The organism is Rhizobium sp. SRDI969 (assembly GCF_025152725.1).
Lineage (GTDB): Bacteria > Pseudomonadota > Alphaproteobacteria > Rhizobiales > Rhizobiaceae > Rhizobium > Rhizobium leguminosarum_I.
The window spans coordinates 1612242-1632431 of record NZ_CP104035.1 but is presented as its reverse complement, the minus strand read 5'-3'; the positions used below and the strand labels follow the sequence as shown (position 1 = coordinate 1632431).

At 60.0% G+C, this 20190-nt stretch carries 17 protein-coding genes; 10 read left to right on the top strand and 7 right to left on the bottom strand.

Features of this window, described 5'->3' with window-relative positions:
• Window positions 1-69 precede the first annotated feature (69 nt).
• Window positions 70-666 (bottom strand): NAD(P)H:quinone oxidoreductase type IV, encoded by a 597-nt coding sequence (wrbA, locus tag N2A41_RS08220; protein ID WP_260110694.1) that lies wholly within the window; start codon window positions 664-666, stop codon window positions 70-72.
• A 249-nt stretch (window positions 667-915) separates the two neighbouring features.
• On the opposite strand from wrbA, the gene N2A41_RS08215 reads away from it, so the two are divergent.
• The 4 genes from N2A41_RS08215 to N2A41_RS08200 all read left to right on the top strand — a co-directional run bounded on the left by N2A41_RS08215 (window position 916) and on the right by N2A41_RS08200 (window position 4104).
• A complete protein-coding gene (locus N2A41_RS08215) occupies window positions 916-1692 on the top strand; it encodes a competence/damage-inducible protein A (protein WP_260110693.1) in 777 nt (258 codons plus the stop codon).
• Between the two features lie 108 nt (window positions 1693-1800).
• Window positions 1801-2643 carry a universal stress protein gene (locus N2A41_RS08210; protein WP_260110692.1) on the top strand — a complete coding sequence of 281 codons (843 nt, stop codon included), beginning with the start codon at window positions 1801-1803 and terminating at the stop codon, window positions 2641-2643.
• Between the two features lie 180 nt (window positions 2644-2823).
• Window positions 2824-3318 (top strand): xanthine phosphoribosyltransferase, encoded by a 495-nt coding sequence (gpt, locus tag N2A41_RS08205; RefSeq protein WP_260110691.1) that lies wholly within the window; start codon window positions 2824-2826, stop codon window positions 3316-3318.
• 195 nt (window positions 3319-3513) lie between these two features.
• Window positions 3514-4104 carry a hypothetical protein gene (locus N2A41_RS08200; protein WP_260110690.1) on the top strand — a complete coding sequence of 197 codons (591 nt, stop codon included), beginning with the start codon at window positions 3514-3516 and terminating at the stop codon, window positions 4102-4104.
• 242 nt (window positions 4105-4346) lie between these two features.
• On the opposite strand, the gene N2A41_RS08195 is transcribed toward N2A41_RS08200, so the two are convergent.
• Window positions 4347-4628, bottom strand: a complete 282-nt coding sequence (locus N2A41_RS08195; protein WP_170258133.1) for a hypothetical protein — start codon at window positions 4626-4628, stop codon at window positions 4347-4349.
• Between the two features lie 121 nt (window positions 4629-4749).
• On the opposite strand from N2A41_RS08195, the gene N2A41_RS08190 reads away from it, so the two are divergent.
• The 6 genes from N2A41_RS08190 (at window position 4750) to N2A41_RS08165 (ending at window position 13868) form a co-directional block, all read left to right on the top strand.
• Entirely contained in the window at window positions 4750-8565 is a 3816-nt protein-coding gene (locus N2A41_RS08190; protein ID WP_260110689.1) for a vitamin B12-dependent ribonucleotide reductase, read from the top strand.
• 367 nt (window positions 8566-8932) lie between these two features.
• On the top strand, window positions 8933-10000 hold the full coding sequence (locus N2A41_RS08185) for a patatin-like phospholipase family protein (protein ID WP_260110688.1): 1068 nt from the start codon (window positions 8933-8935) through the stop codon (window positions 9998-10000).
• Window positions 9997-11049 carry a cyclic GMP-AMP synthase DncV-like nucleotidyltransferase gene (locus N2A41_RS08180; RefSeq protein ID WP_260110687.1) on the top strand — a complete coding sequence of 351 codons (1053 nt, stop codon included), beginning with the start codon at window positions 9997-9999 and terminating at the stop codon, window positions 11047-11049. Before N2A41_RS08185 ends, N2A41_RS08180 begins: the two co-directional genes overlap by 4 nt.
• Before the next feature lie 2 nt (window positions 11050-11051).
• Window positions 11052-12752: a ThiF family adenylyltransferase gene (locus N2A41_RS08175; protein WP_260110686.1), complete on the top strand. Its 1701-nt coding sequence runs from the start codon at window positions 11052-11054 to the stop codon at window positions 12750-12752.
• Window positions 12752-13270 carry a Mov34/MPN/PAD-1 family protein gene (locus tag N2A41_RS08170; protein WP_260110684.1) on the top strand — a complete coding sequence of 173 codons (519 nt, stop codon included), beginning with the start codon at window positions 12752-12754 and terminating at the stop codon, window positions 13268-13270. The genes N2A41_RS08175 and N2A41_RS08170 overlap by 1 nt, the downstream gene beginning before the upstream one ends.
• A 181-nt stretch (window positions 13271-13451) precedes the next feature.
• The gene (locus N2A41_RS08165; RefSeq protein ID WP_260110683.1) at window positions 13452-13868 is read left to right on the top strand and encodes a hypothetical protein; all 417 of its coding nucleotides are present in this window, start codon (window positions 13452-13454) and stop codon (window positions 13866-13868) included.
• On the opposite strand, the gene N2A41_RS08160 is transcribed toward N2A41_RS08165, so the two are convergent.
• The 5 genes from N2A41_RS08160 to hppD all read right to left on the bottom strand — a co-directional run bounded on the left by N2A41_RS08160 (window position 13833) and on the right by hppD (window position 20188).
• Entirely contained in the window at window positions 13833-15500 is a 1668-nt protein-coding gene (locus tag N2A41_RS08160; protein ID WP_260110682.1) for an RNA-directed DNA polymerase, read from the bottom strand. The two genes, N2A41_RS08165 and N2A41_RS08160, sit on opposite strands and share 36 nt — an antisense overlap.
• 432 nt (window positions 15501-15932) lie before the next feature.
• Window positions 15933-16565 carry a maleylacetoacetate isomerase gene (gene maiA, locus N2A41_RS08155; RefSeq protein ID WP_260110681.1) on the bottom strand — a complete coding sequence of 211 codons (633 nt, stop codon included), beginning with the start codon at window positions 16563-16565 and terminating at the stop codon, window positions 15933-15935.
• Window positions 16562-17587 (bottom strand): fumarylacetoacetate hydrolase family protein, encoded by a 1026-nt coding sequence (locus N2A41_RS08150; protein WP_260110680.1) that lies wholly within the window; start codon window positions 17585-17587, stop codon window positions 16562-16564. Before N2A41_RS08150 ends, maiA begins: the two co-directional genes overlap by 4 nt.
• Window positions 17588-17654: 67 nt before the next feature.
• On the bottom strand, window positions 17655-19016 hold the full coding sequence (hmgA, locus tag N2A41_RS08145; protein WP_260110679.1) for a homogentisate 1,2-dioxygenase: 1362 nt from the start codon (window positions 19014-19016) through the stop codon (window positions 17655-17657).
• A 62-nt stretch (window positions 19017-19078) separates the two neighbouring features.
• Window positions 19079-20188 (bottom strand): 4-hydroxyphenylpyruvate dioxygenase, encoded by a 1110-nt coding sequence (hppD, locus tag N2A41_RS08140; protein ID WP_260110678.1) that lies wholly within the window; start codon window positions 20186-20188, stop codon window positions 19079-19081.
• Between the last annotated feature and the right edge of the window lie 2 nt (window positions 20189-20190).

The window sequence follows — 20190 nt, the reverse complement described above, 5'->3', positions numbered from 1 at the left end:
GCGGGAGAAAACGGAAAAGACGCGGCGAGCTCACGCGCCGCCGCGCCTTTATCATTTCAGCGTCAAAGATCAGGCGAGCTTGGCAGCAAGCTTGGCGACGTGGGCGCCCTGGTATTTCGCGCCTTCCAGCTCGATCTCGGAAGGCTGGCGCGAGCCGTCGCCATTGGTGATGGTGGAGGCGCCGTAAGGCGAGCCGCCCTTGACTTCCTCGGTGCCCATCTGGCCTTGGAAGGCATAAGGCAACCCTGCAACAACCATGCCCTGGTGCAGGAAGGTCGGGATGAAGCCGAGGATGGTCGTTTCCTGGCCGCCGTGCTGAGTTGCCGAAGAGGTGAAGACCGAACCGAGCTTGCCGACGAGTTTGCCGGAGAACCAGAGGCCGCCCGTCTGATCCCAGAAATTGCGCATCTGTGAGGCGACCGTGCCGAAGCGGGTGCCGGCACCGACGATGATCGCGTCATAGTCGGCCAGTTCGTCGACGGTGGCGATCGGAGCCGCCTGGTCGACCTTATAGTAGGAAGCCTTGGCGACATCTTCCGGAACCAGTTCCGGAACGCGCTTGACGGTGACGTCGGCACCGGCCGACTTCGCGCCTTCGGCAACGGCATAGGCCATGGTTTCGATATGGCCGTAAGCCGAATAATAAAGAACGAGAACCTTCGCCATCTTCAATCTCCCTTGGAGCACTGGTTGAATTTCCTGAGGGAGTTCTATCAGCGCCTGTTTCGGAACACAGCCATGCCTTGAAGAACTCAGTGTTCAACATCCGTAGACGAAAATTCACTTGCGTTTTCATTTCAGCAAAAATGAACGTATGCGCCGAACCGCTTGCACTTTTCGGCATCATGCGCTGGCTGTTTGCAAAGCGGCCGAACGGCACTACCTATTCACCAGCCTCAGATCACGGAACATCCCATGAGCCAAGACATCGTCGTCACCGCCGCCATGCTCGCCATCGGCGACGAACTTCTTTCCGGCCGCACCAAGGATAAAAATATCGGCCACCTCGCCGATTTGCTGACACTTTCCGGCATCGACCTCAAGGAGGTGCGCATCGTCGCCGACGACGAGGACGCGATCGTCGAGGCGCTGAACGCGCTTCGCGGCAAATATGATTACGTCTTCACCTCGGGCGGTATCGGGCCGACGCATGACGACATCACCGCCGATGCCATCTCCAAGGCTTTCGGCGTGCCCTGCGAATATGACGAGACGGCAATGACACTGCTTGCCGAGATGTACCGGCGCCGAGAGATGGAATTCACCGAGGCGCGCCAGCGCATGGCGCGCATGCCGCGCGGGGCCATGCATATCGCCAATCCGGTCTCGACGGCGCCCGGCTTCATCATTGGCAACGTCCATGTCATGGCCGGCGTGCCGCAGGTCTTCCAGGCGATGGTCGACAATGTGCTGCCGACGCTTCGAACCGGCACGCCGGTGCTTTCGCTCGCCATCGCCTGCCCTTACGGCGAAGGCGAGATCGGCACGCCCTTGACCGCTATCCAGAAAGCACATCCGGAAACCAGCATCGGTTCCTACCCGCGCTATATCGGCCAGAAATTCTCGACGGAGATCGTCGTACGCGGCCGCTCGCAGACGGCAATCGATGCAGCCGGCGCCGAGGTGCAGGCGATGATCGACGCCATCCGCCAAAAGAAGGACATCGCCGAAAACCATTCCGCGGAGGCTTGAAGGAACGCCGGAACTCAAAAGCCATCCTTGATCCCCGTCGAGGAACAGGAGAACGGTCCGGCGCATTCCTTCCCTCGCGCACGCCATTTCAGCGCAAGGAGAATTGAAATGTCTTACAAAACCATTCTCGCCATTCTCGATACATCAGACAATAGTGCTGCGGTTGCCGATTTCGCCTTTGCCATTGCTGCGCAGAGCGGCGCCCATGTGATCGGCCTACATGCCGAAATCATCTCCGCCGTACCGCTGGTGGCGCCGATGGAAATCCCCGATCCCGTCGCCGTGCAGGCGCTGCAGGACATGGCGCACAGCGAAACGATTGCCGTTGAGCGCATCTTCAGGGCGAAAGCGGAGGCATCAGGCGCCTCTTCCGAGTGGCGCAGCTTTGCCACATCCACCGGATACGGCTCCGCGCCGCTGATCGAAAGTGCCCGCAGCGCCGACCTGTTGATCGCCTCACAGGCCGACCCGGCCAGGCCTTCCGACAGCCACGTCGACGTCGACAGCTTTCTCTTCGAAAGCGGCCGGCCGGTGCTGATGATCCCCTATATCATTCGCCACCCGAAGCCGATCAAGCGCGTGCTGGTCGCCTGGAACGGCTCGAAGGAGGCGGCGCGCGCGACCTTCGACGCGCTACCGATCCTCAAAGCCGCCGACGAGGTGGAGATCTTTTCGGTCGATCCGGCCGACACGGCGCTGCAATCGCCGCTGACCGCTGGCGCCGACATCGGCGCGACGCTTGCACGTCATGGCGTCAAGACGACGCTTTCGACGGCCCAAAGTGTGGACAAAAGCGCATCGCATGTCATCGAGAACCGGCTTTCGGACAGCAGCATCGATCTTCTCGTCATGGGCGCCTATACGCACTCCTGGCTCTGGCAGATGATCTTCGGCGGCACGACCAAGACCCTGCTGCAATCGATGACGGCGCTGACCCTGTTGTCGCGTTGATTGGCTGCTCTTGCCTTTTGCCGGCAAATCCCGCTAATTGCGGCGACCGATGACAGCTTCGAGCTCGGCCCCCTCTCGCGCAGTTCCGGCTGCGCGATTTGCGTTTTGCCAATCGCCGCTTCAAGCCTGTCCGGTCGCCGGCCAACGGCGTGTCGTTTTTTCATGCCGCGGAGCAGCCCGATGTCCCTTCCCGATAAAGCCTTTCCCGTTTCCTGGGATCAGTTCCACCGCGATGCGCGCGCCCTTGCCTGGCGGCTTGCCGGCTTGAATCAGACATTTAAGGCGATCGTCTGCATCACCCGCGGCGGCCTCGTTCCGGCCGCGATCATCTCGCGTGAACTGAACATCCGGCTGATCGAGACCGTCTGCGTCGCGTCCTATCATGACTATGTGAACCAGGGTAACATGGTGCTGCTCAAGGGAATAGCGCCCGAACTTATGGAGAATGGCGGCGAAGCCGTGCTGGTCGTCGACGATCTGACCGATACCGGCAAGACCGCCGCACAGGTGCGCACTATGCTGCCGAAAGCACATTTCGCCTGCGTCTACGCCAAGCCGAAGGGCGTGCCGACGGTCGACACTTTCATCACCGAGGTGAGCCAGGATACCTGGATCTATTTCCCCTGGGACATGGGTTTCACCTATCAGGAGCCGATCGCCAAGGGCGCGGGCTGATCGCCACCGATCAAAACGCGCAACCATCGCATTTACCACTTGAAATTGTTCCAGATTTTGTCGGCGAGGTTTTCGGAATCCGCTATCGGGATCTGCACATCTATTTTATCTTTTACTCATAAACCCGACAGATGCGAATCGTGTCGAGTTGCGCCTTAAGCGTGTAGCGAACAATGCGAGTACAGGGGAAGCAAGATGGCTCGATGGAGGCATATAGGAGCGGTTGTGACTGTCGGGCTGGGGACCTTTCTGTTGCCGCTGGCGCCCGTCCACGCTGAGCCTGCCTACGTTCCCCTCGTGCACGACTACGTCGAGAAGCGGATCCGACCAATTGTGGAAACGCCATTGGTACTGAAGGCCATTGCCGAGCAGAACGCGAAATTCGGCAATGTTAGCGAAATGGATATGCGGGTACTCGATGAGACCTACCGGTCGGAAGTCAATCAGCACCACCTGCAGATGGTCAAGCTGTTGCTCGACAAATCCGTGTCGCAGTACCTGAGGGAAAATCAGGATGCTTCGCAGGGCGCGATTCTCGAATTTTTCGTCACGGACTCGCATGGGCTGAATGTCGGGCAGAGCACCATCACCGCCGACTTCTGGCAGGGCGACGAGGAGAAATATCTCCAAACCTTCGCCAGCGGCTCCCGCGAGATCTTCATCGACCGGGCGGAACGCAACGAATCCACCCAGAATCTCGAGACGCAGGCGAGCTTTGTCGTCATGGACGAAGAGAATAGGCCGATCGGCGTTGCTATCATCACCATCGCCATCGATGCGCTTTAAAAGCATGTCGCGCAAAACTGTGCAGCGGTTTGCGACAACGACATGACTAAGAACAAGAGCGCTGATTTCACCGGCGAATCGGCATGCTCATTTGCGCCGGAAATGCCATCATAAGATTTGCCGCAGGACTGTTTTTTGCCATTCAGAGGTTTTCCTTAGCCGGCAACGCCTGCAAGCCATTGTAATATCAGCGCTCCCCGGCTTTCCCCAATCTCCACAGGCGCATCCACAACATGTTGTGGTTAGCAATCAATTAAAAGCCAGCCCTTGACGGAATCAGCTGTTTCAAACTTTACTGATCCTGATGTTGCGGCGGCGACAGGACCGGAGGTAACGAGCCCGGTTCCCTTTTGAAAATTAGGACGCGGAATCAGGGCGATGGACCGGAAACGGTTCGGGCCTGACAGGATTTTTGCGCGATTTTCAGCCTCCAAAAAAAGTGACATCGGGACTGGCGATAATAAGCTGTTAATACTATATTTAGCGTTTGCAGCCACCATCACCACAAGATACAGGAAGGACATCTCCGGATGACACCCCTGTCACAATACGGAAACGAGACTGGCTGCGCGACGACAAAGTGCTGCCGGATAGGAATTTTGCGCCGAGGTCACGGGGACCGGGCGCCAACGCGAGGTCAAGACAATGCGCATCGAACGTCGTTTCACGAAGGCCGGCCAAGGCGCCTATGCGGATATCGAATTCCGCAAGGCGACGAGCGAGATCAAGAACCCCGACGGTTCGATCGTGTTCCGCCTCGAGAACATCGACGTTCCCGCGCAGTTCTCCCAGGTCGCGACCGACGTGCTGGCGCAGAAGTATTTTCGCAAGGCCGGCGTTCCCACCCGGCTGAAGAAGGTCGAGGAAAACGATGTTCCTTCCTTCCTGTGGCGCTCCGTTCCCGACGATGCTGCGCTGAAGACCCTGCCGAAGGATGAGCAGACCGGCTCCGAAATCGATGCGCGCCAGGTCTTCGACCGTCTTGCCGGCACCTGGACCTATTGGGGCTGGAAGGGCGGCTATTTCTCCTCCGAGGAAGATGCCTCGGCCTTCAAGGACGAGCTTGCCTATATGCTCGCCACCCAGCGCGTTGCCCCGAACTCGCCGCAGTGGTTCAACACCGGCCTGCACTGGGCCTATGGCATCGACGGTCCCGGCCAGGGCCATTTCTACGTCGACCCCTTCACCGGCAAGCTGACCAAATCCAAGTCGGCCTACGAACACCCGCAGCCGCATGCCTGCTTCATCCAGTCGGTCGAGGACGATCTCGTCAACGAAGGCGGCATCATGGATCTCTGGGTGCGTGAGGCGCGCCTGTTCAAATACGGCTCCGGTACCGGCTCCAACTTCTCGATGTTGCGCGGCGAAGGCGAAAAGCTTTCCGGCGGCGGTCGCTCCTCCGGCTTGATGAGCTTCCTGAAGATCGGCGACCGTGCGGCCGGCGCCATCAAATCGGGCGGCACGACGCGCCGCGCCGCCAAGATGGTGGTCGTCGATATCGACCATCCCGATATCGAGGAATACATCAACTGGAAGGTCAAGGAAGAGCAGAAGGTCGCAGCCCTCGTCACCGGCTCGAAGGTCGTCGCCAAGCACCTGAAGGCGATCATGAAGGCCTGCTTCAACTGCGAAGGCGGTGACAACGGCGATTGCTACGATCCCAACAAGAACCCTGCCCTGAAGCGCGAAATCCGCGCCGCCAAGAAGGACCAGGTTCCGGAGAACTACGTCCAGCGCGTCATCCAGTTCGCCCGCCAGGGCTACAAGGATCTCCAATTCAAGACCTACGACACGGATTGGGATTCGGAAGCCTACCTCACGGTATCCGGCCAGAACTCCAACAACTCCGTCTCGATCAAGGACGACTTCCTGCGCGCCGTCGAAAATGATGGCGAATGGAACCTGACCGCCCGCAAGGACGGCCGGGTGATGAAGACGCTGAAGGCCCGCGATCTCTGGGAAACGATTTCCTATGCTGCCTGGGCTTCGGCCGATCCGGGCATCCATTTCAACACGACGATGAACGACTGGCACACTTCGCCGGCCGGCGGCCCGATCCGCGGCTCGAACCCGTGCTCGGAATACATGTTCCTCGACGATACGGCCTGCAACCTTGCCTCGCTGAACCTGCTGCAGTTCAAGGACAAGGCCACCAAGCGCATCAACATCGCCGATTACGAACATGCGGTTCGCCTGTGGACCGTCGTGCTCGAAGTCTCGGTGATGATGGCGCAGTTCCCCTCGAAGCGCATCGCCGAACTCTCCTACGAATACCGCACGCTCGGCCTCGGCTACGCCAATATCGGCGGCCTGCTGATGTCGACAGGCATTCCCTATGACTCGGCTGAAGCCCGCGCCATCGCAGGTTCGCTGACCGCGATCATGACCGGCATCTGCTATGCGACCTCGGCCGAAATGGCTGCCGAGCTCGGCCCGTTCCCGAACTTTGCGCCGAACCGCGAGAGCATGCTTAAGGTCATTCGCAACCATCGCCGTGCGGCGCATGGCGAGAGCTCCGGCTATGAGGCGCTGTCGATCAACCCGGTCGCGCTGATCCATTCGGAAAACCCGGACCAGGATCTCGTCGCCCACGCCAAATCGGCCTGGGACAAGGCGCTCGAGCTCGGTGAACAGCATGGCTACCGCAATGCCCAGGTTTCGGTCATCGCGCCCACCGGCACGATCGGTCTGGTCATGGATTGCGACACGACCGGCATCGAGCCCGACTTTGCCCTCGTCAAGTTCAAGAAGCTCGCCGGCGGCGGCTACTTCAAGATCATCAACCGTGCCGTGCCCGACGCGCTGCGCACGCTCGGCTATTCGGAAAGCCAGATCGCCGAGATCGAGGCCTATGCCGTCGGCCACGGCAACCTGAACCAGGCACCGGCGATCAATCCGTCGACGCTGAAGACCAAGGGCTTCACCGACGAGAAGGTCGAAGCCGTCAACGCCGCCCTGAAGAGCGCCTTCGACATCAAGTTCGTCTTCAACCAGTGGACGCTCGGCGCCGACTTCCTGAAGGAGACGCTGAAGGTTTCCGACGAACAGCTCGCCGACATGAGCTTCAGCCTGCTCGACCATATCGGCTTCTCGAAGAAGGACATCGAAGCCGCCAACATCCATGTCTGCGGCGCGATGACGCTGGAAGGCGCGCCCTTCCTGAAGGCGGAACACCTGCCGGTCTTCGATTGCGCCAATCCCTGCGGCAAGATCGGCAAGCGCTACCTCTCGGTCGAAAGCCATATCCGCATGATGGCGGCTGCCCAGCCGTTCATCTCGGGTGCGATTTCCAAGACGATCAACATGCCGAACGAGGCGACCGTCGAGGATTGCAAGAACGCCTACATGCTCTCCTGGAAGCTTGGCCTCAAGGCCAACGCGCTCTATCGCGACGGCTCGAAACTGTCGCAGCCGCTCAACTCCTCGCTGATCGAGGACGAGGACGACGAGGATGCGCTGGAGGAACTGCTGCAGGCGCCCCTCGCCGCCCAGGCCGTTACCGTCACCGAGAAGATCATCGAGCGGGTGATCGAACGAGTTTCGCGCGAACGCGAGAAGCTGCCGAACCGCCGCCAGGGCTATACCCAGAAGGCCGCCGTCGGCGGACACAAGGTCTATCTCCGCACCGGTGAATTCGGCGACGGCCGCATCGGCGAGATCTTCATCGACATGCACAAGGAAGGCGCTGCATTCCGTGCGATGATGAACAATTTTGCCATCGCCATCTCGCTCGGCCTGCAATATGGCGTGCCGCTCGAGGAATATGTCGAGGCCTTCACCTTCACCAAGTTCGAGCCGGCCGGCATGGTCATCGGCAATGATGCGATCAAGAACGCCACCTCGATCCTCGACTATGTCTTCCGCGAGCTTGCCGTTTCCTATCTCGGCCGCCATGACCTCGCGCATGTCGATACGTCGGATTTCTCGAACACCGCACTCGGCAAGGGCATCCAGGAAGGCAAAACCAACCTGCTCTCCACCGGCTGGACCCGCGGCTACAAGCCGACGCTGGTGTCCGGCACCGGCGGCGAACGCCAGGCAGGCGAACCCAAGGGTGCAGCAACCGCCGCCCCTGCCCGCGCCGCCTCCACCGGCACCGTGACTGCCTTTGCAGGCGCGGCTGCCCGCAAGCTGGAGCCGACGATTGCCGTCTCCACCTCCGAAATCGTTGCCTTCAAGCGCGACTACGAGGAGCGCGCCAAGGAATTGGCGGAAGAGATCGCCGAAGAGGTAACCGAGGAACTCACCAGCGACGCAACGGCACTCTTCTCCGACAAGGCGGCGGCAGACGCGGCAACGGCGAAATCCGAGGCCAAGAAGCGCGAAGCCGAACGCCGCCAGCGCTCGATCATGCAGGGCTATACCGGCAACATGTGCTCGGAGTGCCAGAACTTCACGATGGTGCGGAACGGCACCTGCGAGAAGTGCGATACTTGCGGTGCTACGAGCGGGTGCAGCTAAGTAGGGCCCGGTCGGTGGTGCTTGTGCCGCGTTGAGAAGTTGAACCCAGTGTAGCGCGCGCACCAATGATACCCAGGAGCACCCAAAAGTCGAAACACCTCTCCAGGCAGATCGATCACAGATAGGTAAGGAACTGGAAATCGCAGGGAGGCTTGGGTGACGTTGGGCCGACCGATCATGCAAACGAAAGAATTCCGGGCGCTTCGGCGTCCGGAAAATGCCTTTGGGAACAAAGAGTGAAACAAGCGGAATAGTTGGAATCAATGCCAACTTCCACCAATCGAACCGCAGGCGAGTGTTCATGACGAATGCAAGCGAAATTTCGCAGCCGAGGCCATACCGAGTTCTTTGTATCGATGGCGGCGGCATGCGCGGAATTTACACGGCGGCGCTTCTTGAGAAGCTCACACGCTACTACGCCACACTCCGCAACGAAGAGGCGCTCGACATCGGCAAGGGCTTCGACCTTATTGCCGGGACCAGTACCGGTGCCATACTTGGTTGCGCTGCTGCCATCGGTCGCCCCATGTCCTCCGTCGTCAAATTGTACGAGGACCATGGCTCCTCGATATTCCCGCACCGGATCAAGGATGGCGTCCTCAGTCCGCTTTGGCGGGCTCTGACGAAGGGTAACAGCATCGTCCGCGCGGGCGACGCTGCCCTGCAGTCCGCATTGCGCAAGGAACTTCAGAACGTCACCATGAAGCAGGTTCTCGACAGGCGCGGGATCGCCCTTTCGATACCTGCGGTTTCGATGGAGAAGCATCGCTCGTGGGTATTCAAGAAGACGCCGAAGAGCGGAGTTCGCGACGACAACTACCGTCTCGCCGACGTGTGCCTGGCATCGAGTGCAGCACCGATCTACCGATCGCTTGCGGCGATCCGAGATCCGGATACGGATTCCAATAACTTCCGCATCTTTGCAGACGGCGGCTTATGGGCAAACAATCCCGTGCTGGTGGCGATGATCGACGCTCTCTCCTGTGCCGCACCGGAGCAGCCGATCGAGATATTCTCCTTTGGCAACATTTCACGCCCCGCAGGATCGCAGATAAAGCCCAAGAAGGTTCACCGATCCATGTTGTCATGGAAGCTCGGCGCCGAGATCGGGCCACTCGCGATCGACGTCCAGCAATTCGCGTACGACCACATGGCTCGCTTTTTCGCCGAGCACATTTCGCGGTTCGGTCGGCCTATCACTCACGTGCGCATTCCGCAGCAGGAAGCCGCGGCGGCGATCCTGCAGTATCTGAGCCTCGATGAGTCCCGGCGCGATGCGCTGAAGGCTCTCATTGCACACGGCCACGGTGATGCCGACATGGTGAAGAGCCTCTGTGATCGCCGCGATCATCCCGAGGGCAAGATGATCCACAAGCTGCTCAGCGAAATCCCGCCGATGCCGAAGGCCGGGATCCCGATGGAGGTGTTTCTGTGAAGAATTGCGATAGTCAGATCCTGAAGTATCAGCGTGATGAGGTGAAGCTGTCGGACGAGGATCGTCTCGACATCAAGGACAAGGCCGACACCAACCGCGAACGGCTCAAAGGCGGTCTGCAAGCGGCCGAGAAGCCAACGCCCATCGGGATGCACACCCAGGGATCGTATTCCATGAAGACGATGATCCAGGAGGACGACGGCGACTATGACATCGATGACGGCGTCTACTTCGAGAAAGACGACCTGGTGGGTCCGCGCGGTGGCGAGATGTCCGCACGCGACGTCCGCGAGATGGTGTGCGAGGCGCTTCAGGACAGTCGCTTCAAGCGCGCTCCGGAAGTCCGTAAGAACTGCGTCCGGGTCTACTACAACGACGGATACCATGTCGATGTGCCGTCTTATCGGAAGATCAAGGTTAAGGATCCGATCTCCGGGGAGCTGAAGACGGCATGGGAGTTGGCCGGGCCTGACTGGAAGCGCTCGGATGCCCGTGCGGTGACGAAGTGGTTCAAGACCGCGAACAGCACGCGATGCTCCGACGCCACCGCGGATGGCAATCGCGGGCAGTTCGTCCGCATCGCGCGCCTGATGAAGAAGTTCGCCAAGAGCAGAGCCTCGTGGAAATCGAAGACGATTTCCGGCTTCGCGATCTCGCGGCTCGTCGAGGAATGCTACCTCGAGATCAGGGGTCGCAACGACCAGACGCTCCGGCGGACCATGCAGCAGATCCGCGATCGGCTCGAAGTCAACGACGAGATCGATCATCCCACTCTGAGCGATGAGAACATTGTCGACGCCGGAAGCCCGAAGGTTGCCTTCTTCCGCGACTGCCTTGATGAGAACCTCAAGCATCTTGAAATTCTCGATGATCCCGACTGCACCCACGAGCAGGCGATGAAGGCGTGGGACAGGGTCTTCAATTCCGATTGGTTCAAGGAACAGCCCGATCCGGATGCGGAGAAGAAGCTCGATGGACGCATGAGCAGCGGCCCCTTCATCAAGCAAGGGGAAGCGCGCTATGCGGCCTCTGAAGGGCGCTTCGCATAAGAATGGTCTACGCCGCCGCGGACATAGACGAATGGTTCGAGACCCTCGAAGGCGCATTCGAGGGTAAGCTCTCGGACGACCATTCACTGATCCGCACTTTCGGCGGACAGGGCTGGCGCGTGCGCACCATGGGAGTCGGGCTTCTGGTTCTCGCTGACCGGGACTTTCCCTATTCCAAGCCGCGGGCGTTCATCGAAAGCTACGACAGGAAGCGTCCGCAGCCTCATATCGAACCAATCGCCAACCTCGGCAAATTGGCACGTGTCTGCCTTACGACACCGACAACGCCGGACGATCCGCTCCTATCCGTTCAGGCCGCGGTCCACGATGCACGCCTTCTTCTGCGCGCAAACGAGAGCGGCGAGGAGGAAGAGGACTTCAGCAACGATTTCGGATCGTACTGGAGCCATTATCTGCCCGACGGCGCCAAGACCGCCCGCCTATGGGGTCTCTCACTCCTTGGAAGCGGAATCGGAGCGTTCGCCCACGCCACCGACGGGACCTATTACTGCTTTCCTGACAAGGCGAGCCTCAGGCGGTATTCACGCCATCTGTGGAGGGGGTTCGCCCGAGATCCTCACCAGTTTCCCATCGTCGAAATGCGGCGGCTCCCCCGCCCGGAAAGGTTTCCGACCGACACGGAGTCGCTGCTTGCCTTCCTGAAGCGCTACACCGTCGACGGGCTGCACGCGATCGGGGAATTGCTCCGTGCGCGCCCCCGGCGCCTCCCCGTTGTCTTCTCCGGCAGGGGTCCCAATGGCCGTGTCTTCAAGGTCGCTGTCCAGCTTGCCGTCCGGCAGGACGCCAAGGGTCGGCCGCCGGTGAAGGCGCACATTCATTCTAAGCTGGGCGACGAGGACATTATCCGCCTCTACGACGCCTCTCCGCTGGATACAGGAAATCTCGATGCAGCTCTCACAAGGCTTCCCGATCGCGACTTGGCGACCACGCGCAAGAAAGTGGTCGTCGTCGGCTGCGGCGCGCTGGGCTCGGGCATCGCGATGATGCTGGCAAAGGCGGGTGTCGCCCGCTTTGTTCTTATCGATCCGGAAATTCTCGAATGGGAAAACATACGCAGGCACGAGCTCGGTGCCGAATTTGTCGGCGAGCCGAAGGCGCTGGCCCTCAAGGGCTGCATCGAGCGCGTCATACCGGATGTCGAGGATGTACAGGCGATCACGGCTTCCTTACAGCAGGCAATCGAAGCCAATCCGGATTTGCTTGAAGATGCTGACCTCGTCATCGCCACGACCGGGGACTGGGGATGCGACGTCCTCCTCGAGCGGGCGGTGTCCGCACGCGAGGTGCCGCCTCCGACCATCTACACCTGGACGGAAGCCTTCGCGCTTGCAACGCACGCCGTTCTCATATCCGGGAAAGGCGGGCAGTTCGTCGACGGGTTTGATATCTCCGGTTCCTTCAAGGGTAAGGCATCGGATGCCCAGCGCGAGGCTCCGCCGGAGTGCGGCAATACCAGTTCCCCCTTCGGAGCAGTGGAGGTCGCCCAGTCCCAGGCCCTCGCTGCAAAACTCGCGTTGGAGCTTATTAGCGGACGGCACGATGGCGCGGATGTCTGGCGCACGCGGACCTGCGAACAGTCGACGCTCGAGGATGCCGATGGCAGATGGACGGAACATTGGATCGAGACTCGGGGGAGGCCGTCTGCACTCGGCGAGGTCTTCGAAACTGTTTGGAAATTCTGATGGCGCCGCTTCTCTATTATTTTGGCGATCTCACGGTCGAGATATTGCCGAACGCAATCTCGATGATGCTCGGCCATCGCCAGCGACGTTTCTATTCCTGGGAGTCCGGCGGGCAGATGTTTGCGAAATTGTCATCAAACCACTGGCGAATCGTGGCGGCAACGGGTCCACGAAGCGGCGATCGGCGCGGTCGCTTTCATTTCTGGCCGGATCGGCGGGCAGAGCAAGATGAGATCAACAGGTTCTACGATCAAGGCTTGGAATTCGTCGGGGATTGGCACACGCATCCGGAGGATGCGCCCCGACCGTCGAGGAACGACATCGAAAGCGTGGACAATATAGTGAGGGAGTCAGTGCACAATCTTCCGGGAATACTGATGTGCATTGTCGGGCGCAATGATCCGCCTGACGGCTTGTGGCTTTCCTTTCACAGCAGTGGCGGAGGCATGCTCGAGCCGCGCGACGAGAGTGGTGTGTCTGCCAACAGACATCAGCGTAGAAAAGTGATCTGGATATAGGGAGACTTCGCGATAGCTTTTTCTCAGAAGCGCGCTTTGGCCCCTAGATCCGGAGCTTCTGTTAGGAAGAGCCGGAGGCCTCCCCGAATGCTCCTCCAGTCTGCTTCTGGTCATGGGCAGAGACAATGTCATACCGTCAAACCCGTTCGCCTAGGTGAACCCGCGCCTCACGACTCCGATCGTGAACATGATCCTCGTTGGCATCGTCATGCTCGCCGCGATGAAGTTCGATATCTCCACCTCGACGGCCGTCATCAACTTCGGCGCATTCACGGCGTTCTTTGCCGTGGATGCCTGCGTGGTTCGATATCTGATGAAGAATGCTGGCGAGCGGAACGTCCGGACCATCGTTCTTCTTGTCGCCGTCGCTGGCGCCCTCTTCTGCGCCAGCCTCTTCTACAACCTTGACAAGCTCGCGATCGAGCTGGGCTTCTCATGGCGGTCGTCTATCTGCTGGCGAAGACGCGGGTGCTGCAACGTCCGCTGCCGACAATGTCGACGGAAGTGTAGCGTGGCGTGGGTGGTGGGGCCGTCCAGGAAGGCCCCACCACCCACGCCACGGTCAGAAATTGCCGTAGAAGTTGCCTGGAAAGTCTAACGGCTCGAACCCGTCGTCCTCTTGCTCCTCCGGCGCGCGGTGGGCGGCAATGTACTGCAGGAAGGAATCGGAAGGTTTCCTCGGCTTGCTTTTCCGGACGTTCCGAAGACGCCGTGCCTGATCGTAGAAGGAAATCCTGCGCTGCCGGAGGACGGAGAAATACGGGTGGGCCTGGACGAACCCCTGGCCGGGAGACGGAAGCCAACCCTTGAGGTCTGCCTCGTAGACAACCAGCCACAGGTTCGATTCCAGCCCCTTCGCGGTCATCGCCTGCGTCCAGAGCGAGACGTCGATCCGGCCGTCCAGAAGGCCCATCTGACGAAGGTCGAGAAGTACCAGCGCGCACACCGAGCTTTCGAGCCGCGTGACGGGCACGACCCAGTCCGCCGGGAGCGTGATCCTGAGCATCTTGGCGAGAAACAGGACCCAGGCGATTTCATAATGCGCGGCCGACGGCCCGCTCTTGGCAATGGTATCCTTGATGAACTTGGCGATCCGCTCCTTCCCCACCGGGAAGCCCTGGGCGTTGTATAGCGCCAGCAGATGGACGACCATCGGAATCGCGGTCCCGTTCGCGCGTGCGGCCTTCAGGAGATAGGTCTCGAACTGGGGCCAGTTCTGCTTGAGAATGTCGACGCTGCTGAGGAGATTGACCGCAAACCGCAGGACGTTCTGGCTCTTGTTTTCCGCAGCGTGATGGAAAGCCAGGGCGAAGTAATGGTCGATTGTTCGTGCCTGGTCAACGAAATACCGGGATATGGGGTTCTGCCGCAGGACGGTCGGCCAGATCGGCTGCACTTCGCTCGCGGCGTTCAGAACCCTGGTCTTCTCCGGATGGATCTCGAGCTCGTAGTCCCGGGCGGCGGCGGCGAGGACCGCTACGGCCTCCTCGGCTTGCCCGACGTTGTCGAAACCGATGTACCAGTCATCCACGTTGCGCACTATGCTGTCGCTTGAGATGCTTAGCTTCGCTTGAACATGGGCGTCTATCGACACTGCCACGATCTCCGCGATCACGCGGGAGGTATCCGGACCGACCGGGATGCCGATCGTCTGATTGTCCTGTCCTTTCCGGATAGCCTTGTCCAGCCGCGCGCCGAGACATGCGTCATAGACCGCGGAATTGTTTAGATTCGCCTTCGCCCATGCCTTCGTGTGAAGCGCCCATGCGATGGCGTGCGTGTACAGCGTTCCGTAGAAGCGGGAGATATCCGCCACGAGCGCGTGGTTGTGCAGAGCCGAAATTTCCGAATGCCGAAGCGAAACGAATCGGAAGTCCGGCGTTGGAACAGCTCTGATTTCGTTCTGCTTTATGACGAGCTTTTCGACACCGAATCCACGCGTGTCCAAGTGGCTGCTGATCTGCTGCCAGTTGTCGGCCACGATCTTCGCAACATGGTACTGGGCGATCGGGTTGACGACCGCAAGCTCCCGCCGCCAGTTGGTGACCTTTGGGATGCTGAACCGCTCAGGGTTCGTGCGGGGATAATTCGGGTAGTTTTCCAGACCGCTCCAAGCGCTGCCTATTGTTCGTCTGTACTTTGCGAAGTCTGCCGTCGTGAAGGGAGGGGGTAGCTCTTCCGGAAAATACCCGGTTTCCAGCAGCGCCTTCAGCCTCTCGCTCTTTGACATTCTCCACCGCAGTCCCGTCGTTGTCCGATATCCGCAAGACTACGGCATCGGGCGTTAACGCAACCCTTATTTGCGATTGGGCGCCGCGGCTGGGTCAATCCTGATTGAGGAGCTCCCCGAGGCTGATCATCGAATCCTGTGCAATGAGGCCGTGAGCCTTCAATGCGATCAAGCCCGTGGCAATCACGGGCACGACGATCAACAGCTTTGGCGAGAACATTTCACCCTACCCCGGCGGCATCCGATCAATGCACAAGGGGCAATCTTCTGACAAGCGGCACAATCAGAAGTGTTGATATAAGGCAAACACCGGTTCCTCACCGCGATCGTGAGATCCCAGTCCACGCGATCCGGTATATGCCGGCCATGGATGCGAGAGCCGCAGGAAGAAGGGGACGCTTCTTCGAATTTCGTCCCGGCCCCGCTCTGCCGTTACGGTTTCACACGGTCGGGATGCGCCGCCTGGAAGGCGGGCAGGTCTGCGCATCTGGCGTCGATATCGACGATTCGCTTGAAAGCGGTCAACTCAACGCCCCAGCGGCGGGCATTGTAGACCTGGGGAACAAGACAGAGGTCCGCCATCGTCGGCACATCCCCAAAGCTGAACCGGCCATCGGCTTCGCCGGTCATCGCTTCCAGTTTCCCAAGTCCGTCGGAGATGAAATGCTTCATCCATTCCTCGCGAGCATCGGCCTTCTCGGTCATGGTCATGAGATGCGATACGACATGCATGTTGCAGATCGGATGGATGTCCATGGCGACCGCATATGCGAGGGCGCGGACTTTCTGGCGATCGGCAATGTCAGGTGGCAGCAATCCGCATTCCGGCCGGGTCTCGGCGAGGTATTCGACGATCGCCAGCGACTGCGTCAGTGTTTTCCCGTCGATCACCAATGTCGGCACGAAGCCCTGCGGGTTGAGCGTGAGATAGTCCGGCGTCCTGTGCGCGCCCTCCAACAGGTTGACGGACACGGTCTTGTAATCGATGCCCAGGAGATTGAGCGCGATGCGGACGCGATAGCTCGCCGATGATCGCCAATAGTCGTAAAGGACGACCTCGTTCATTGCGGCCCGGCCCTTTGGTATTTTTCGACCGTCTGCTCGATCGCGCCGAAGATCGAATGGCCGGCCTCATCTTTCATCTCGATGCGGACCTGATCGCCGAACTTCATGAAGGGCGTTCTCGGCGATCCGGTGTCGATGGCCTCGATCATCCTGATTTCGGCAATGCAGGAGTAGCCGTCTCCTCCCTCTTCCACCGGCCTGCCCGGGCCGCCGTTGAGCTTGTTGGAAACCGTCCCCGAGCCGATGATCGTTCCGGCCAGGAGGTTACGGGTTTTGGCGGCATGGGCGATCAGCTGGCCGAAATCAAAGGTCATGTCGATGCCGGCATTCGCCTTGCCGAATGGCTTGCCGTTCAGGCTGACCAGCAGCGGGAGATGCAGCTTGCCGCCGTCCCAGGCCTCTCCGAACTCGTCCGGCGTCACCGCGACCGGAGAAAATGCCGATGCCGGCTTCGATTGGAAGAAACCAAATCCCTTCGCCAATTCGCCCGGGATCAGACCGCGCAGCGACACGTCGTTGACGAGCATTACCAGGCGGATGGCGTCGCGTCCGGCCTCCGGGCTGGAACCCATGGCAACGTCGCCGGTGATGACGGCGACCTCGCCCTCCATGTCGATCCCGTAAGCCTCGTCGGCCATCACGATCGGGTCACGCGGGGCGAGGAAAGCGTCCGAACCGCCCTGATAGATCAGCGGATCGGTCCAGAAGCTCGCCGGCATTTCGGCGCCGCGTGCCTTGCGCACTAGTTCGACATGGTTGACGTAGGCGGAGCCGTCGGCCCATTGATAGGCTCGCGGCAAAGGTGACGTAGCGTCATGTTCGTGAAACCGGATCGTCGGCTGGGCGCCGGTCTCGACGCCTTCGGCAATGAGCTGGAGTCTCGGAGCCACATGCTCCCAGTCATCGAGTGCCGCCTGCAATGTGCGGGCGATATGACCGACCTCGGAACAGCGGGTCAGATCACGGGAAACGACGACGAGCCGGCCGTCCCGCGTAGAGTCTTTTAACGTCGCAAGTTTCATGTCGGAAATCCCGAGCCGGAGGATGACTTCACTTGATGCATCACTTGATGCCCCTCACTTGATACCCTCACTTGATACCGGGCGTTCCGTCGAACTTGCGTTCCAGGCCATCCCAGCATTCGAGGTAGTCATCCTGCAGCGTTTCAAGCTCGGCTGCGTATTTCGTCAGTTGCTGCGGGTACCGGGTCTCGAACATGAAGGCCATGGTGTGATCGAGCTTCACGGGTTTGAGCTCGGTATTGGATGCCTTTTCGAAGGCAAGTGCGTCCGGCCCATGCGGAAGCATCATGTTGTGCAGGCTCATGCCGCCCGGCACGAAGCCCTCCTCCTTGGCGTCATACTGGCCGTGGATCAGGCCCATGAACTCGCTCATGATGTTGCGGTGGTACCAGGGCGGACGGAAGGTGTGCTCGGCGACCAGCCAGCGCGGCGGAAAGATCACGAAATCGACATTCGCCGTACCCGCATCTTCGGTCGGCGCGGTCAGCACCGAAAAGATCGATGGATCGGGATGATCGAAGCGGATCGCGCCGACCGGAGAAAATGTCCGCAGGTCGTACTTGAACGGGGCGTAGTTGCCGTGCCAGGCCACCACATCGAGCGGCGAATGGCCGATCTCCGTGACATAGAATTTTCCGCACCACTTCACATGGACGCGGCAAGGCGTTTCCTTATCCTCGAATGCGGCGGCAGGTGTCTTGAAATCGCGCGGGTTTGCCAGGCAGTTGGCGCCGATCGGGCCGCGGTCCGGCAGCGTGAATTTCGCGCCGTAATTCTCGCATATATAGCCACGCCAGACCGTCTGCTCGCCGCCCTTCAGAATTTTGAACATCATGCCGCGCGGGATGAGGCATATTTCCAGAGGCTCGACGTCCATGATGCCCATTTCGGTGAACACTCTGATGGCGCCGAGCTGCGGCACGATCAGCAATTCACCATCGGCATTGAAGAAGTAATCATCGACCATGTCCTCATTGAAGACATAGGCATGGGCGGACATGCCCACCTGGGTGGTGGCATCGCCTGCCGTGGTGATGGTCCGAACGCCTTCGAGAAAGGTCAGTCTCTCCGCGGGTGCGGGAATGGGATCCCAGCGGAGCTGGCCGAGGGGAAGCGAATGTTCGTCGAGGCACGGCGCCGTTTTCCAGAGCGGATAGGACGCGTTGGAGAAGCGACGGGTATGACGCACGCTCGGGCGAATGCGATAAAGCCAGGACCTTTCGTTGGTCCCGCGCGGCGCGGTAAACGGCGAGCCGGAAAGCTGTTCCGCATAGAGACCATAATTGCACTTCTGCGGGCTGTTCTGGCCTTGCGGCAAGGCGCCGGGAAGCGACTCGGTTTCAAAGTCGTTGCCGAACCCCGGCATATATTTCAGCGTGTTTGCTGTCGCGGCGTCACCATCCGACGTCTGGATCGATGTCTGGTCCATGCTCACTCCTCCCCGAACACTCCAGCGCCGCGCGTCTGAAAAGACGTGCGGCGCTAGTGAGTTTACTCCGCTGCAGTCCCGATGACACCACGCTTGATCTGATCGGCCTCGATCGACTCGAAAAGCGCCCGGAAGTTGCCTTCGCCGAAGCCTTCGTCGCCCTTGCGCTGGATGAATTCGAAGAAGATCGGGCCGATGACGGTCTTCGAGAAGATCTGCAGCAGGATTTTCGTCATGCCGCCATTCACCACACCTTCGCCATCGATGAGGATGCCGTGTTTCTTCATGCGTTCGACCGGCTCGCTATGGCCGTTCACGCGTTTATAGGACATGTCGTAATAGGTCTCCGGAGGACCCGGCATGAAGCGCAGGCCGTTGTCGGCAAGCCTGTCGGTGGCGTCGTAAATATCCTCCGTTCCAACGGCGATGTGCTGAATGCCCTCGCCCTTGTACTTCTTCAGATATTCCTCGATCTGGCTGGTGTCGTCCTTCGATTCATTCAACGGAATGCGGATCTTGCCACAGGGCGAGGTGATGGCGCGGCTGACCAGACCGGTGATGCGCCCATCGATATCGAAGAAGTGGATCTGCTTGAAATTGAACAGGTTGCGGTAAAAATCCCACCACTTGTCCATGTTGCCGCGGAAGACGTTGTGCGTCAGATGGTCGAGATAATAAAAGCCGATCCCCTGGGGATGCGGGTTGCTCTCGCCGAGCCAATCGAACTCGGCCTCGTAAGCCGATCCCTTGGCACCATAGGTCTCGACGAAATAGAGCAGCGAGCCGCCGATGCCGACAATCGCCGGGACGTCGAGCGCCTTGTCGTCCCCTTCATAGGGAACGGCACCTTTCGACACCGCGTGGTCGAAGGCGTGCTTGGCGTCGACGACGCGCCAGGCCATCGATGGGGCGCAGGGACCATGATTTGCGACGAAACGCGCGGCATGACTGCCGGGTTCGGCGTTCAGGACATAGTTGATGTCACCCTGTCGCCAGACGGTGATGTCTTTCGTCTTGTGCCTGGCGACGGCAACATAGCCCATGCGTGTGAAGAGCTCGCGCAGCGTCTCGGGCTCGGGATGGGCGAATTCGACGAATTCGAAGCCGTCGGTGCCGGCCGGATTGTCGGCGGTGATTTCCGAGGGCGGCGCGTCATGCGGGAACGGACCCATTT

Coding starts and splice junctions, on each gene's coding strand:
- wrbA (WP_260110694.1), bottom strand. CDS start 666: ATGGCGAAGGTTCTCGTTCTTTATTATTCGGCTTACGGCCATATCGAA.
- N2A41_RS08215 (WP_260110693.1), top strand. CDS start 916: ATGAGCCAAGACATCGTCGTCACCGCCGCCATGCTCGCCATCGGCGAC.
- N2A41_RS08210 (WP_260110692.1), top strand. CDS start 1,801: ATGTCTTACAAAACCATTCTCGCCATTCTCGATACATCAGACAATAGT.
- gpt (WP_260110691.1), top strand. CDS start 2,824: ATGTCCCTTCCCGATAAAGCCTTTCCCGTTTCCTGGGATCAGTTCCAC.
- N2A41_RS08200 (WP_260110690.1), top strand. CDS start 3,514: ATGGCTCGATGGAGGCATATAGGAGCGGTTGTGACTGTCGGGCTGGGG.
- N2A41_RS08195 (WP_170258133.1), bottom strand. CDS start 4,628: ATGTCCTTCCTGTATCTTGTGGTGATGGTGGCTGCAAACGCTAAATAT.
- N2A41_RS08190 (WP_260110689.1), top strand. CDS start 4,750: ATGCGCATCGAACGTCGTTTCACGAAGGCCGGCCAAGGCGCCTATGCG.
- N2A41_RS08185 (WP_260110688.1), top strand. CDS start 8,933: ATGCGCGGAATTTACACGGCGGCGCTTCTTGAGAAGCTCACACGCTAC.
- N2A41_RS08175 (WP_260110686.1), top strand. CDS start 11,052: ATGGTCTACGCCGCCGCGGACATAGACGAATGGTTCGAGACCCTCGAA.
- N2A41_RS08170 (WP_260110684.1), top strand. CDS start 12,752: ATGGCGCCGCTTCTCTATTATTTTGGCGATCTCACGGTCGAGATATTG.
- N2A41_RS08160 (WP_260110682.1), bottom strand. CDS start 15,500: ATGTCAAAGAGCGAGAGGCTGAAGGCGCTGCTGGAAACCGGGTATTTT.
- maiA (WP_260110681.1), bottom strand. CDS start 16,565: ATGAACGAGGTCGTCCTTTACGACTATTGGCGATCATCGGCGAGCTAT.
- N2A41_RS08150 (WP_260110680.1), bottom strand. CDS start 17,587: ATGAAACTTGCGACGTTAAAAGACTCTACGCGGGACGGCCGGCTCGTC.
- hmgA (WP_260110679.1), bottom strand. CDS start 19,016: ATGGACCAGACATCGATCCAGACGTCGGATGGTGACGCCGCGACAGCA.
- hppD (WP_260110678.1), bottom strand. CDS start 20,188: ATGGGTCCGTTCCCGCATGACGCGCCGCCCTCGGAAATCACCGCCGAC.